Annotated in this window: 12 protein-coding genes; 7 read left to right on the top strand and 5 right to left on the bottom strand. The window is 67.0% G+C overall.

Features of this window, described 5'->3' with window-relative positions; genetic code table 11:
• Window positions 1-137: 137 nt before the first annotated feature.
• Genes steA through F1D05_RS08130 form a run of 7 tightly spaced genes read left to right on the top strand, consistent with a single transcriptional unit; the run spans window position 138 to window position 8,175 of the window.
• Window positions 138-1,319 (top strand): putative cytokinetic ring protein SteA, encoded by a 1,182-nt coding sequence (gene steA / locus F1D05_RS08160; RefSeq protein ID WP_185446706.1) that lies wholly within the window; start codon window positions 138-140, stop codon window positions 1,317-1,319.
• Window positions 1,316-2,257: a copper transporter gene (locus tag F1D05_RS08155; RefSeq protein ID WP_185446705.1), complete on the top strand. Its 942-nt coding sequence runs from the start codon at window positions 1,316-1,318 to the stop codon at window positions 2,255-2,257. Before steA ends, F1D05_RS08155 begins: the two co-directional genes overlap by 4 nt.
• A gap of 23 nt (window positions 2,258-2,280) precedes the next feature.
• Window positions 2,281-3,096 (top strand): hypothetical protein, encoded by an 816-nt coding sequence (locus F1D05_RS08150; protein ID WP_246486512.1) that lies wholly within the window; start codon window positions 2,281-2,283, stop codon window positions 3,094-3,096.
• On the top strand, window positions 3,075-4,700 hold the full coding sequence (gene murJ / locus F1D05_RS08145; protein ID WP_246486511.1) for a murein biosynthesis integral membrane protein MurJ: 1,626 nt from the start codon (window positions 3,075-3,077) through the stop codon (window positions 4,698-4,700). Before F1D05_RS08150 ends, murJ begins: the two co-directional genes overlap by 22 nt.
• Window positions 4,697-5,722, top strand: a complete 1,026-nt coding sequence (locus tag F1D05_RS08140; RefSeq protein ID WP_185446704.1) for a glycosyltransferase family 4 protein — start codon at window positions 4,697-4,699, stop codon at window positions 5,720-5,722. Before murJ ends, F1D05_RS08140 begins: the two co-directional genes overlap by 4 nt.
• Before the next feature lie 21 nt (window positions 5,723-5,743).
• Window positions 5,744-7,528: a CTP synthase gene (locus F1D05_RS08135; RefSeq protein ID WP_185446703.1), complete on the top strand. Its 1,785-nt coding sequence runs from the start codon at window positions 5,744-5,746 to the stop codon at window positions 7,526-7,528.
• Window positions 7,525-8,175 carry an NUDIX domain-containing protein gene (locus tag F1D05_RS08130; RefSeq protein WP_185446702.1) on the top strand — a complete coding sequence of 217 codons (651 nt, stop codon included), beginning with the start codon at window positions 7,525-7,527 and terminating at the stop codon, window positions 8,173-8,175. The genes F1D05_RS08135 and F1D05_RS08130 overlap by 4 nt, the downstream gene beginning before the upstream one ends.
• 245 nt (window positions 8,176-8,420) lie before the next feature.
• Here F1D05_RS08130 and F1D05_RS08125 read toward each other — a convergent pair whose 3' ends face one another.
• The 5 genes from F1D05_RS08125 to F1D05_RS08105 form a co-directional block, all read right to left on the bottom strand.
• A complete protein-coding gene (locus tag F1D05_RS08125) occupies window positions 8,421-8,765 on the bottom strand; it encodes a VOC family protein (RefSeq protein WP_206686122.1) in 345 nt (114 codons plus the stop codon).
• Between the two features lie 78 nt (window positions 8,766-8,843).
• On the bottom strand, window positions 8,844-9,641 hold the full coding sequence (locus F1D05_RS08120; protein WP_185446701.1) for a peptidylprolyl isomerase: 798 nt from the start codon (window positions 9,639-9,641) through the stop codon (window positions 8,844-8,846).
• A 36-nt stretch (window positions 9,642-9,677) separates the two neighbouring features.
• A complete protein-coding gene (locus F1D05_RS08115; RefSeq protein WP_246486510.1) occupies window positions 9,678-13,073 on the bottom strand; it encodes a GH92 family glycosyl hydrolase in 3,396 nt (1,131 codons plus the stop codon).
• Window positions 13,074-13,371: 298 nt separating this feature from the next.
• A complete protein-coding gene (locus F1D05_RS08110; protein WP_185446700.1) occupies window positions 13,372-13,722 on the bottom strand; it encodes a VOC family protein in 351 nt (116 codons plus the stop codon).
• A gap of 48 nt (window positions 13,723-13,770) precedes the next feature.
• Entirely contained in the window at window positions 13,771-14,382 is a 612-nt protein-coding gene (locus F1D05_RS08105; protein ID WP_185446699.1) for a hypothetical protein, read from the bottom strand.
• Window positions 14,383-14,395: the final 13 nt, after the last annotated feature.

Here is a 14,395-nt window from a genome sequence, read left to right as displayed (position 1 = left end):
TCCTGGGCGTTTCACACGGTGCGGGTAGATCAAAAGGATGATTTAACGCGCAGTGACCGGGTACCAGAAGGCGAATGAGCCTGCCGAGGGTTTAAAAGGCGGGCGGAGGGCTCTTGACATGGCAGGATGAGAGCGCGATGAAACTGCCCAGTCTGCGTCGAGCACGCCCACCTGAACTGCCCGGGATCGCCGGAGTGGTCCGGCTGGACCGCCGTACCAAGAATCTCACCAAAAGGCTGAAGCCGGGCGAGATCGCGGTGATCGACCATGTCGACCTGGACCGGGTCAGCGCTGAGGCGCTGGTGGACTGCCGGGTCGGCGCCGTGCTGAACGTGGCCGACTCGATCTCCGGGCGGTATCCGAACCTGGGTCCCGAGATCCTCGTCGAGGCCGGCATCCCGCTGGTCGACGGGATCGGCCGCGAGGTCTTCTCGGTGCTGCACGAGGGCGAGCGGATCCGGGTCCACGACGGCGTCGTGTACCGCGGTGAAGAGGTCGTCGCGAAGGGCCTTTCGCAGGACACCAAGACCGTCGCCGAGTCGATGGACGATGCCCGCGCGGGCCTGTCGACCCAGCTCGAGGCGTTCACCGCGAACACCCTGGAGTACTTGCGCCGCGAGCGCGACCTGCTGCTGGACGGCGTCGGCGTACCGGCGATCCACACGCCGATGGACGGCAAGCACGTGCTGATCGTGGTCCGCGGGTACGACTACCGCGAGGACCTGGTCGCGCTCCGGCCGTACATCCGCGAGTACCGGCCGGTCCTGATCGGCGTCGACGGCGGAGCGGACGCGCTGGTCGAGAACGGTTATGTGCCCGACCTGATCGTCGGCGACATGGACTCGGTCAAGGACGAGACACTCAAGTGTGGCGCCGAGGTGGTCGTGCACGCGTACCGCGACGGCCGGGCGCCGGGCGCGGAGCGGCTGGAGCGGCTCGGGGTGGACTCGATCGAGTTCCCGGCCACCGGCACCAGCGAGGACGTCGCGATGCTGCTGGCCGACTCCAAGGGCGCGTCGCTGATCGTCGCGGTCGGCACCCACAACTCGCTGGTGGAGTTCCTCGACAAGGGGCGCTCCGGGATGGCGAGTACCTTCATCACCCGATTGCGGGTCGGTGCCAAGTTGGTGGACGCCAAGGGTGTCGGCCGGCTGTACCGCAGCAGGGTGTCTACCTTCCAAGTGATAGCGCTGATCGTGGCCGGGTTGTTCGCACTGGGCGTGGCGATGGTGGCCATCGGTGCGGACGAGGTGCTCTGGTCGATCATGAAGGCGCGCTGGAACGACTTCGTTTACTGGATCCGGGAGCTGTTCACGTGATCGACTTTCGCTACCACATCGTCTCGATCGTGGCGATCTTCTTCGCCCTGGGCGCCGGTGTGGTGCTGGGTGCCGGGCCGCTGAAAGGCACTGGCGCCGACGTTGTCCAGGCGCAGGCCAAGAAGGACCGCGCCGCGTTGGAGGATGCCCGGACCCAGCTGATCCAGGCCGAGGCGCTGGACAGGTACCGCGACGACTACGTCGCCAAGGTGACCACCGGTCTGACCACCGGCAAGCTGCTCGGCAAGAAGGTCTGCGTCGTGACGATGCCGTCGGCCGACGGCGACCTGACGAACCAGATCCAGGGCACCCTCGAGCAGGCCGGCAGCCAGGTGACCACCCGGGTGGCGCTGGACAGCAAGCTGTTCGACCCGGGTCAGCGCCAGCTGGTCGAGCCGCTGGTGAACGAGCTCGTCACCGCCGACCTGACCTTCCCGGCCGACAGTACGACGTATGAGCGGGCCGGCATGATCCTTGCCCGCGGCATCGCCGCCAAGGAAGAGAACAAGCTGGTCGATTCCGAAGCCACCAAGATCATCAGTGGCCTGACCGGCTCGAAGCTGCTGTCGCTGAAGCCGACCCCGAAGGACCGCTGCAGCCTGGTGGTCGTCGTTGCCGCGAAGCCGCCGACGCCGACCCCGGACAACTCGTCGTACAACGACGCCGTGGACTTCGCCGTGGGCCTCGACGCGGGGAGCGCGGGTGCGGTCGTCGCCGGTACGCCGGAGACCGCGCAGAACGGCGGCCTGCTGAAGTCGCTGCGCGGCGACGCCGACGCGACCAAGAACGTCTCGTCCGTGGATGTGGCGAACATGCCGAGCGGTCAGGCGACGATCGTGTTCGCGCTGGTCGAGCAGACCGGCGGCAAGGCCGGGCAGTACGGCGGTGTGGACGCCAAGAACGGTGTCGCGCCGACCGCGGTCCAGGCCAAGAACTGACCCTCTAGAGACTGGAAACACAGATGGGCTTGGGGAAGCTGGGCGCCGCTGTGGCGTCCGCTGCGGCCACTGCCGCGATCGAGCGGGCCACCGCGAAACTGCCGAAGGAGAATCGTGCGCCGTTCGAGCGCACGAACCATCGCGGTGAGACGGTCACGTTGCTGGAAGGGCCGATCGCGGTCCTCGGCGCTCTGGCAGGTGTAGCAGTGGCGACCTCGGGTCGTGAGCGGACTGCTGCGCTGATCGCCGGTTCGGTGTCCGGCGCAGTCGGCGCGTACGACGATCTGGCCGGAACCACGACCACCAAGGGATTTCGCGGCCACCTGAGCGCGTTACGGCGCGGTGAGGTGACCAGCGGATCGGTGAAGATCCTCGGTGTCGGCGCGGCCGCCCTCGTCGCCGCGGCTCTGCTGCCGCGTCGGTCGAAGGGCTTCGGCGCTGCCGTCGAGATCGTTGCTGACAGCGCCTTGATCGCTGGTACGGCGAATCTCACCAACCTGATGGATCTCCGGCCGGGACGCGCGCTGAAGGCGGTGACCGCGTTGAGTGCCCCGGTGGCGCTGGTCAGCGGTCCGGCGGCAGCGGTTGTCGGTGCGGCTGCCGCGGCGGCTCCCGCGGATCTGGGCGAGCGGTCGATGCTGGGCGACTGTGGAGCCAACGGCCTCGGCGCGATCACCGGAACGGCCTTGGCTGCTTCACTTCCGCGTCAGCTCAAGGTGCTTGCGCTGGGCCTGGTCTTCGCGCTCAACCTGGCCAGTGAGAAGGTCAGCTTCACGAAGGTGATCGCCGAGACGCCGGTGCTGGACAAGATCGACCAGTGGGGCCGACGACCCCGGTGACCGCGGGTGGACGGATCGCCCGGGCCGCGCTGCTCGTCGCGGGCGTCACCGTCCTGGCTCGCGTGGTCGGGTTCGGACGATGGCTGGTCTTCTCGAAGACGGTTGGCGCCGGCTGCCTCGCGGACGCGTATGCGACGGCGAACCAGTTGCCGAACGTACTGTTCGAGATCGTGGTCGGCGGTGCGCTCGCCGGTGCGGTGATCCCGGTGCTGGCCGGTCCGGTAGCTCGCGGCGATCGTGCCGCGCAAGGCCGCATCATCGGCGCGCTGCTGAGCTGGTCCCTGGTGTTGCTGACGCCGTTCGCCTTGCTGGCTTGGCTGTTGGCCTCGCGCTACACGGACGCGATGCTGGATGCCGGGCCTGAGTGCGGTGGTTCGTCCGCGACGGCGACCCGGATGCTGTTGATCTTCGTGCCGCAGGTGTTCGGCTATGCCGTGACTGTCGTGGCTACGGCTGTACTGCAGTCGCACAAGCGATTTGCGGCCGGCGCTGTGGCTCCGCTGGTGTCCAGCTTGGTCGTGGTGGCGACCTACTTCGCCTTTGCTTCGATTGCTCCTGTTGCCGATCAGGCTTCGCGAGGAGCGTCTGACTTACTAGCGTGGGGTACTACGGCCGGTGTCTTAGCGCTGGCCGTCACTGTGCTCGTGCCGATGCTGTTCTTGCGTCTGCCGATCAAGCCGACCTTCCGCCTCGACCCTGGAGTAGGCCCAGTACTACGGAAGCTCGCTGCGGCCGGCCTCGCAGTACTGGTTGCTCAGCAGGCGGCATTTCTTGTCACCACCTACTTGGCGAACCACCGTGGGGCAGCCGGGAGCATCGCGGTCTACACCTGGGCCAACGCGGTCTACCTGCTGCCATACGCAGTACTGGCGGTTCCGATCACCACTGCGGTCTTCCCTCGGCTGGCGGCTGCATTCGAGTCGCGGGACTTCGCAGCCTTCGACCTGTACGCCGGTGGCTCTACCAGGGCGGTCATGCTCGCAGGGGGAGCCGGTACTGCGCTGCTGGTCGGTACTGCGGTGCCGGTCGCGCGCATCTTCGCCTATGACGACGGCCGGGTTGTGGAGTCGCAGGCGTCGTCGCTCGGCGCCGGTCTGGTCGCGTTCGCTCCGGCGATCATCGGGTTCTCCGTTCTGATGCATCTCGGCCGGGTGCTCTATGCGCGGCATGCCGGTCGCCAGGTTGCGCTGGTCACCGGTGGCGCTTGGCTGATCGTGGCCGTCGCAGGTTTGGTTTTGACTTTGCAGTGGGACGGCCTCGACGCAGTAGGCGCTCTAGCGGCTTCGATGTCGGTCGGCATGGTCGTGGGTGCTGTGGTGCTGCTTGCGGTGTTGCGGCGGCTCGCCGGACCTGGTGTGCTCAGCGGATTGCCGCGAGCGACCGTGGCATCCCTGCTGGGTGCAGTGCTCGCCGGTGCCGTTGGCTGGCTGGTGGCGCTGCCTGCTGGTGACGGCGGCTGGGGGAGCGCCTTGGTGTTCTCGGTGCTGTCCGGGCTGGCCGTAGTACTGGTGTATGGCGGTGTTGTGGTGGCTGTGGATCGTTCGGACACTCGTGTGCTCTTGCGGCGTGGTGTCGTCCCAACCGGTGCGGAGGAGAAGCAATGAGGATCGGCCTGCTGCTGGCGGAGTCTCGGGGCGGGATCGGCCAGCACGTCGCCTCACTGGTGCCCCGCTACCTCAAGGCCGGTCACGAGGTGGTGGTCTGCGCCCCACCTGGTACTACGGACCACTTCGACTTCGACGCGGCTGTGGTCGTTGCTCAGGCTCCCGGCCTGCGTGGTTGCGACGTGATCCACGCTCACGGATACAGGGCCGGGATGACCGCTCTGCGCGACCGGTCGCGACTCAGGCCGCTCGTGGTGACCTGGCACAACGCAGTACTGGCTCCTGGACCGCGTGGTGTGGTGATGCGGCTCGGGCAGCGGTTGGTCGCTCGTGGAGCGGATCTGACTCTAGGAGCGTCTAGCGACCTGGTGGAGCTCGCGCGATCGCTAGGTGCCCGGCAGGCCCGGCTCGCTCCGGTGGCCGCTCCAGCTATCCCGGAGGTCCGTACGCCGTCTGCCGCAGTACGGGAGTCGTTGGGGATTGGTGACGGGCCGCTGGTGCTCACTGTGGGTCGCCTGGCGCCGCAGAAGGACTACCCGACGCTACTGTCCGTAGCTGCCGACGTGGCGAAGGACCGGCCTGACGTGGTGTTCGCCGTGGTTGGGGACGGACCGCTCCGGGACAATCTGCAAGCGCGGATCGACGCTGAGGGGCTCCCGGTACGTCTACTGGGCCACCGGAGCGACGTGGCGGACCTCCTGGGGGCTTCCGACGCCTTCCTGCTGACCTCGCACTGGGAGGCCCGGGCTCTGGTGCTCCAGGAGGCGCTGCAGGTCGGTGTACCGGTGGTGGCGACGGCGGTCGGCGGCGTACCGGAGTTGGTCGGCGACAGCGCGGTACTGGCGTTCGCCGGCGACTCGCGGGGGCTGGCGGACGGCATACGGAAAGTTCTCGATGATCCGGCCGCGGCGGCCGCTATGCGGACAGAAGGCCTGAAGTTGGCCGCCGGATGGCCGGATGAAGACGAGGTTGCAAAGAATCTGATGGACATCTACGCGGATCTCGTCGCGACCACTGCTTGACACGAGGTAGCCTTAAAGCCCGTGGACAGAGCTTCGTTCGGGCAGCAGACCAAGCACGTATTCGTCACCGGTGGCGTGGCCTCCAGTCTCGGTAAGGGGCTGACGGCTTCCAGCCTCGGCAGCCTGCTGACGGCGCGGGGCATCCGGGTCACCATGCAGAAGCTGGATCCGTATCTCAATGTGGATCCCGGCACCATGAACCCGTTCCAGCACGGCGAGGTGTTCGTCACCAACGACGGCGCCGAGACCGACCTGGACATCGGGCACTACGAGCGCTTCCTCGACCGGGATCTCTCCCAGGTCGCCAACGTCACCACCGGCCAGGTCTACTCGTCGGTGATCGCGAAGGAGCGCCGCGGCGAGTACTTGGGCGACACCGTCCAGGTGATCCCGCACATCACCAACGAGATCAAGGAACGGATGCTGGCGATGGCCGGCCCCGACGTGGACGTGGTGCTGCACGAGATCGGCGGCACCGTCGGCGACATCGAGTCGCTGCCGTTCCTCGAGGCCGCGCGGCAGGTCCGCCACGACGTCGGCCGCGACAACGTGTTCTTCCTGCACATCTCACTGGTGCCGTACATGGGTCCCAGCGGTGAGCTGAAGACCAAGCCGACGCAGCACTCGGTCGCCGCGCTGCGCTCGATCGGTATCCAGCCCGACGCGATCGTGTGCCGCGCGGACCGGCCGATCCCGGACGGCGTGAAGCGCAAGATCTCGCTGATGTGCGACGTCGACGTCGAGGCCGTGGTGGCCGCGCCGGACGCGCCTTCGATCTACGACATCCCGAAGGTGCTGCACGCCGAGGGGCTGGACGCGTTCGTCGTACGGCGGCTGAACCTGCCGTTCCGTGACGTCGACTGGACTCGCTGGGACGAGCTGCTGCGCGTTGTGCACCACCCTGCTGACGAGGTCACCGTCGCGCTGGTCGGGAAGTACATCGACCTGCCGGACGCGTATCTGTCGGTTGCCGAAGCGCTGCGGGCTGGTGGATTCCACAACGATGCGAAGGTGAATCTGCGCTGGATCGCTTCGGACGAGTGCGCTACGCCTGAGGCCGCGGCCCGGCTGCTCGGGGATGTGGACGCGGTCTGCATCCCGGGTGGGTTCGGGGTACGCGGGATCGAGGGGAAGATCGGCGCGATTCGGTATGCGCGCGAGAACGGCGTACCGATTCTTGGGTTGTGTCTTGGGTTGCAGTGCATGGTGATCGAGGTGGCGCGCGATCTGGCCGGGCTGGTGGAGGCGAATTCTTCCGAGTTCGATCCGGATGCCGAGCAGCCGGTGGTGGCGACGATGGAGGAGCAGAAGCACATCGTCGACGGCGCCGGTGATCTTGGTGGGACGATGCGGCTGGGGCTTTATCCGGCCAATTTGGCTGATGGGTCGATTGTGCGTGGTCTGTATGGGGCGCCGTCGGTGCAGGAGCGGCACCGGCACCGTTATGAGGTCAACAACGCTTACCGGGACAAGCTGGAGACGGCTGGGCTGGTGTTCAGCGGGGTTTCGCCGGACAACGAGCTGGTCGAGTTCATCGAGCTGGATCGGTCGTTGCACCCGTACTTCGTTGCCACCCAGGCGCACCCGGAGCTGCGGTCGCGGCCGACCAAGCCGCATCCGTTGTTCTCTGGGCTGATCGGTGCCGCGTTGGTGCGGCAGCGTGAATCGCGGTTGCCGGTGGAAGAGGTCGCTTTGAAGAAGTCCGCTGCTGCGGCCGCCAAGAAGGCTGACGCTGCTTCTTCTGAGGCCTCGGACGTCTCCAAGGCCTCGGGTGCTTCGGGTGCCGAGCCGGTGAAGGCGCGGTGAAGGACCACCCGGTACTGCGCTTCGGCGCCGGGCTGGCCGATTCGCGGGAATCCTGGGCGGTCTCGTCGTCCGAGGTCGTGCATTCGACCGGCCGCGTGATCTTCGTACGGCGGGACCAGGTGGTCCCGCCCGCCGGCGGTGAGCCTTTCGTACGGGATGTCGTGGTCCATCCGGGTGCGGTGGGTGTCGTCGCACTGGACTCGCAGAACCGGATGCTGTTGGTCCGCCAGTACCGCCACCCCGTCGGCTACCGCCTGCTGGAGCCGCCGGCCGGCCTGCTCGACGTCGCAGGCGAGGACTACCGGATCGGCGCCGAGCGCGAACTCTGGGAAGAGGCCGCCACCAAGGCCGCCGACTGGCGAGTCCTGGTCGACGCCTTCACCTCACCCGGCCTGACCAACGAGGCGGTCCGGATCTTCCTGGCTCGAGACCTGTCCGAGGCCACCGAGACCTACGACCGCCTGCACGAAGAAGCGGACATGGAAACGGTCTGGGCCCCTCTGGTCGACGTAGTAGGAGCCGCCCTGGCCGGCGACCTCCACAACCCCATCCTCGTCATGGGCTCACTCGCCGCCTGGACAGCCCTCAACGGCCCCGGCTTCGACTCCCTCCGCCCAGCAGACGCCCCCTGGCCCGCCAAAGACTGACCCCGCCCGCGGTCGGCTAGAAGTTGGGGGCTTGAACACCAAACCGGGACTGCGGACATGAAATGACCTGTTCACCGTCCCGATTTGGTGTTCAAGGTCCCCATTTCTGGCTGGCTCCGGGCACCCGAGATTGCTCCGGCGCCAGGATCGAGGCCGGACATCACGAACTACTAGGGGCGCGGCTTCGTGGGGTTATTCGTCGGCGAGTTCGGTGAAGAGGGTCAGCTGGATGCCGCCGGGGGTTTCTAGGCGGGCGTTGAGGGAGTTCCACGGGGTTTCGGGTGGGTTCGGCGATGACGGTGGCGCCGGCCCTTGGCGAGTTGGGCTGTGGTGGCGGCGGAGTCGTCGACTTCCAGTGCGACGCGGAACTTGCCTGCGACGCGTTGGCCGACTTCGACCCGGTCGATGAAGTCTGCTTGGTTCGGGTCGGCGATCTCCAGGGTGGCCCGGCCCGCCTCCAGGATCATCACGCGGCCGTCCTCGGACGAGTACGACTCGCGTTCCGTGAGGCCGAGTACGTCGCGGTAGAACGCCACCGCCTCGTCGTAGTCCGGTGCCGTGACCACCAGCCGAAGTTCCTTCACACCCATCCGATTGCCTCCAAGTCTTGCGGTGCCTGAACACACCGATGGTCCCCTCAAGAGACTGAGGGCACCATCGGTTTGTTGTCAGAAGGTGAACTGGCGGGCGATCAGGATCTTGGTGGTGCGGTTGGGGGTGCCGTCGACCGGGGCCGGGTCTTCGGGGGTGGGTTGTACGCCTGCTGCGGCTACTCGGTCCAGGGCCTTGAGGCCCAGGCGGTCGATGGTGCCGAAGACTGTGTAGTCGGGGCGGAGGCGGGAGTCGGCGAAGACCAGGAAGAACTGGCTGCCGTTGGTGTTGGGGCCTGCGTTGGCCATGGCCAGGGTGCCTCGGGCGTAGACCTTGCTAGTGCCGGTGGGGTCTGTCGGCCAGTTCGGAAGGTCCGTGGGGAGCTCGTCCTTGTAGGAGTAGCCGGGGCCGCGTTCTCCGGTGGCCGTGGGGTCACCGCACTGGAGGACCTTGAGGGTGGAGTACAGGGTCAGGCGGTGGCAGGTGGTGAAGTCGTAGAAGCGACTGCGAGCCAGGTGCAGGAAACTTTGCACTGTGCAAGGTGCCTTGGCGCGGTCCAGCGACAGCAGCATCGGGCCCTGGTTGGTGGCGAGCAGGAGCTTGACGATGCCCTTGTTCGGAGTCTTCGCAGGGTCCGGCGGCAAGGAGACAGGGCGCGGCGACGGGTCGTCGGGTGTGGCCGTGTACTTGCAAGGGCCGTTGGTAGTTCCGGTCGCCGGGTTCAGTAGTTGACCCGTCTCTGCGAGCTGCGGGGTCGACTGCGGCACTGTCAACAGAGCAGGTGCCGGCTGGGTCGCTGCCAGCGCCGTACCGGTCGTGGTCAGCAGTCCTGCGATGGTCAACGCGGTACACGCGATGACACTCGTGGCTCTCATCGATGTATCTCCTCTATGTGCCCTGGGCGGTCGGGATCAGCCGGTGGCCAGCGTGAAGATCCGCAGGTCGCGGTTCTTCGGCAGCGTCACGCTAACCGGCGCCTTGCCCGCCGGGAAGGTCACTGGTGCTGTGGCGAAGATGTTGGTGGCTACGTTGTCGCGGCCGCCACCTGCTTCATTCCGGTACGGCGTGGTCGCGAGGACCAGGTTGCCGTAGTGGACGGTGTCGCCGCCGCCACCCAAGGTCCAGTCGCTGAAGGACAGGTCGATCGGGGCGGTGCTCCCGTCGGAGTACATCAACGTGGCTGTCGTCTGCTGGTTGCCGTTCACCGCGCTGCCGACGAACGACAGCTTGGTGGCGCCGGCAGGGAGGTCCAGGTTGAGCAGTTGCCCGTCGGCCGGCACGTTGTCGGGATCACCGACCGGTACGTCCGGCCAGGTGAGTGTGAGGCCGTCCTTGGTGACAGTGCCGCCCGGCGCGAGTCCTGCGGCTGTAAGAGCCTGCCGCGAGTAGCTGACTCCACCACCGTCGTAGTCCGCCTCGTTGTGATCGCCAGCGTCATCAGAAGCGGCTACACCTTCGCGTAGTACGGAGAAGGTGTTCGGCAGGCCGACAACGACCGTGAACCCGAGCCGGGGGAGCGCAGTACCGTCTCCTGCCTTAAGTGCAACGGTCACCTGGTAGCGGCCGTCCGGAGTACCAGCAGCCGCACTGATTCGTACTGGAGCTCCACCGACGCCACTGGCCTGATCCACTGTGAAGGAACCACTTGCAGGAGACGCAGTAAGGCCGGCGGGGGTTGTGACCGAGTACTGCACGGTACTGGCGTCCCCACTCAACCGGTGCGCCTTGATCGTGACCGGTTCGCTAGTGGTGCCGGGGGCAACGACTACTCGGCTTTTGTCGGTAGCGGTCTGGAACGGGATCTCACCAGTCCGCCAGGAGGGCGGTGCATCGGCAGCAGCGGCGCCCCAAGCCGTGTTGGCCGTAGTGCCGAGCTTGAAGTCGAGCGTGCCGCCCCGGTTGGCGAACGACTCGGACAGCCATGCCTTGCTCGTACTACGTCCGTCCACCTTCAGCGATTGGACGTACGTCGCCGGGGCGCCCGCAGCGTTGATCCGGATCGTGCGGCCCTTGTCGCGGTGGATCACTGCGCTCGGAAACAGGGGCGCACCTACCTGCAGGTCCGCACGACTAGGTACGTCCGGGTAGAGCCCAAGCGCGGTCCACACGAACCAGGACGACATGGCGCCCAGGTCGTCATTGCCAGGGATGCCACCGGTCGTGGTGTTCCACAGCTGGGTCATCGCCTGCCGCAGCGTCTCCTGCGTCTTGTACGGCTGCCCGACGTAGTTGTAGATCCAGGGCGTGTTGATGGACGGCTCGTTGTCCATCTCGGCGTGCAGGTCGCCGGAACCCGTCAGTGCCCAGTTGCCGTCGGCATCCTTGAAGAACGCGTCCAGCCGATCGGCCGCCTTCGCGGTACCGCCCATCGCATCGAACAGCCCGGCGCGGTTGTGTGGAATCATCCACGTGTACTGCGCGCTGCTGCCCTCCGCGAAGCCGTCGCCGGTCGCCGGGTCGAACCCGGGCCAGGCGCCGTTGTCGTCGCGGTTCTGGATGTAGCCGCCGTTCTCGGGGTTGAACACGTTCTGCCAGTACTGCGACCGCCTGAGGAACTGGTCGTACGTCGACTTGTCCCCGACCCGCGCAGCGAGTTGAGCGAGCGCGAAGTCGTCAGTGGTGTCCTCCAGCGTCTCGACGGCACCGCCCCAGGCGTTTGACTTGGTGGGGAGGTAGTGCAGCGCCAGGTACTTGTCGAGCGACGGGCGCTGGCCGATCGACATCACCGGCTTGCCTGCCGAGCTGAGGTCCTTCTCGGTCGGGACAGTGGCGGCTTTGACCAACGACTTCAGCGCAGTACGGGCGTCGAAGTTCGTACCGCCGAAGGCGTAGATACCTGCAACGGCAGGGGCGGACGGGTCGCCTGTCATGACCGCAGTACTGCCGGAGGCGTGCGTCCAACGGTCCCAGATGCCGTTGTTCTGCTGGGCTTGGTTGAGCAACGACTGCGCGATGTCACCGGCCTTGCGTGGTTCCAGCAGGGTCAGGAGTTGCAGCTGCGACCTGTAGACGTCCCAGCCCGAGAAGGTCGCGTACTGCGCAGTCTGTCCGTGCTGCACGCGGTGTGGCTTCTGGTCGAAGCCCCAGTACTGGCCGTTGACGTCGCTGAACACGTTCGGGTGCAGCAGCGCGTGGTAGAGCGCGGTGTAGAAGGTGGTGCGCCGGTCGGCCGTGCCACCGCCGATCTCGATGCTGTTGAGCTGATCACGCCAGGCCTGCTTCGCACGTGACGCTGTCTTGTCCAGTGAGGTGCCACGTGGGTTCTCGGCCTTCAGGTTGGCAGCAGCGTTGGCCTCGCTGACATACGAGATGCCGATGCGCATGTTGACCGTCTTGGCGTCGAACCCGACGTACCCGCCGGAGCCCTTGTTCGCAGGCATCCACCCGTCGGTCCCGTACGTCGTACCGCCGTGTGCGCTGGTTGATCCGGGAGTGACGGTGGTGTCCTGCCAGGTGCCGGTCTTCGCGAACGGCTGGTCGAACTCGGCGACGAAGTGCAGCGTGTAGTAGCTCCGCTGGCCGACCGACGCGAGGTACCCGCAGAAGTTGCCGCTCGTCACGGAGCCGGTGACAGTCTGCCTGGCCGGGTCGATCGACACCTGCGCGTCGCTGGAGCCGACCTCGGAGTTCGACGTACGGAACATGACCGTCGCCGGCTTGTCCTGCGGGAAGGTGAACTTGGCCGAGCCGGTCCTGGTGGTCGCGGCGAGTTCGGCGGAGGCACCGGAGTCGAGGCCGACCTTGTAGTACCCGGGCTTGGCGATCTCGTTCGCGTGCGAGAACGTGCTCGCGTAGACCTCGTCCTTGGCGTCCGCCTGCGGCGACGAGGTGACGTCACCGGCGTACGGGAGGATGGGGATGTCGCCCGAGCCGCCGGCACAGCCCGTGCCCGACATGTGGGTCAGGCTGAAGCCGCGGATCTTCGGGGCGGAGTACAGGTAGCCGCCGGGCGCGGCCGTGCGGTAGGCGTTGCCGCGGCTGGTCTCGGGGCTGAACGAGAACATCCCGAACGGGGTGACCGCGCCCGGGAAGACGTTGCCGGCGTTGGTCGTCCCGATCAGCGGGTCGACCTGCTCGGTCGGATCGGCGGAGCTGGTGGTGATACTGCTCTGCCCGGCGGAATCAGGCGCCTTGAGGTTGCGCAGGGTCGGATCCAGAGGTGTCGCTGTCGTTGGTTGATGCTGACCTGGAGCTGCGCCGGGTGGTGCCGGGCCGGGGCCGGCTTGCGCGGTGGCGGCCAGGGCAAGGGCTGAGATCACCGATCCGGCGAGTACTGCGGTCGCACGGCGGCTGCTGCGGTTCTTCACGGGGGTTCCCCACCTTCGACGTCGAGACAACGTCGCTACGCAAAGCGCAGTGACGGGGTCACGGGCGGCGTGACATCGTTGTCAGCAATAAATAGCCGACGCCGTCACGGCGCGTCAAGGGTTCCTGCACGTTCCGCAACTACTGCTGACCACAGAGGGACCGGCCGCAGTCGCGGCGCCGACGGTCAGAGCTCGAAGGCCTGGCAGCCGGAGGTTGGCCAGAGCTCGAAGGCCTGGCAGTCGGAGGTTGGCCAGAGCTCGAAGGCCTGGTGGTCAGAGCTCGGCGAAGGTTGGTGGGTCAGAGGTCGTACGCCGGTGGGTGGCGCGGCTGGTAGAGGCCGAGTTCGCCGCCGCCGGGGAGGCGGATCGAGGTCAGGATGCCCCAGCGCTGGTCCTCGACCGGACGAACGAACTCGACACCGCTCGCGGTCAGCTCCGCGACCGTCTGCTCGAGGTCGTCGCACATCAGGAACAACTCGTGCGACTCCGCGTCGCCGGTCGGGTGGACGGCGACCTCGGCCGGCGGCAGCTTGAAGATCAGCCAGCCGTGGCCGGCGTCGACGTGCCGATACCCGAGCACGTCCTTGAGGAAGGCCCGGTCGGCCTCGGCGTCCTGGCTGTAGATGATGACGTGCGCGCCATTGATCACCCTGCCGACGATAGACCCGCGTTGGCCTCGGAGACGGTGCGGCGGGAGTCAGCCGGCGGCGATGCCCAGTGGGGTTCCGGAGATCTCGGCCAAGGCGTAGGCGACGGTGCGAGCGTTGGACCGGGCTTCCGCGTCGGGCATCGCGGGGAGGATGTCGTCCCAGGCGGCGATCATCGCGCCGCGGAGCTGCATCATGCCGAGCGGGCGGGCGAGGAACCAGATGTGGAAGTGCTCGCTGCCGTCGCCCCAGCGGTTGAAGTGGGTCCGGCCGACCCCTTCGATCCGGCGGATCGCCCCGGCCACGCGCTGAATCATCGGACCGAGCGTCGCCGTCAGCTCAGGCGGCAGATTGTCGAGCCGGTAATGCTCCCGCGGCACCAGCAACGCCACCATCTGCAGCCCGGTCTGGAACCCGCCCTTGAGCACCCACTGCTCGTCGCCCCACATCGCACTGTGCTCGGGATCGGCGCAGGTCATACAGGGCTTTCCGCCGGCTTCACCGACCCGAGGCGGCTCAGGCACCACCGGCTCGGCCAGCGGCGCCACCTGGATCTCACCCTCGAACGGAAAGAACGGATCCTCCAGCAGGGGTTCCACCGCCACCCGCTCCCCATACGGAAGCCTGCGGTGGTAGTCGGACGGCAACTCAACATCACTCATACCCCGAACTCTG

The organism is Kribbella qitaiheensis, assembly GCF_014217565.1.
In the GTDB taxonomy this organism is placed as follows: Bacteria; Actinomycetota; Actinomycetes; order Propionibacteriales; family Kribbellaceae; genus Kribbella; species Kribbella qitaiheensis_A.
The sequence above is the reverse complement of the archived record's forward strand: the minus strand, read 5'-3'. Positions and strand labels throughout refer to the sequence as shown.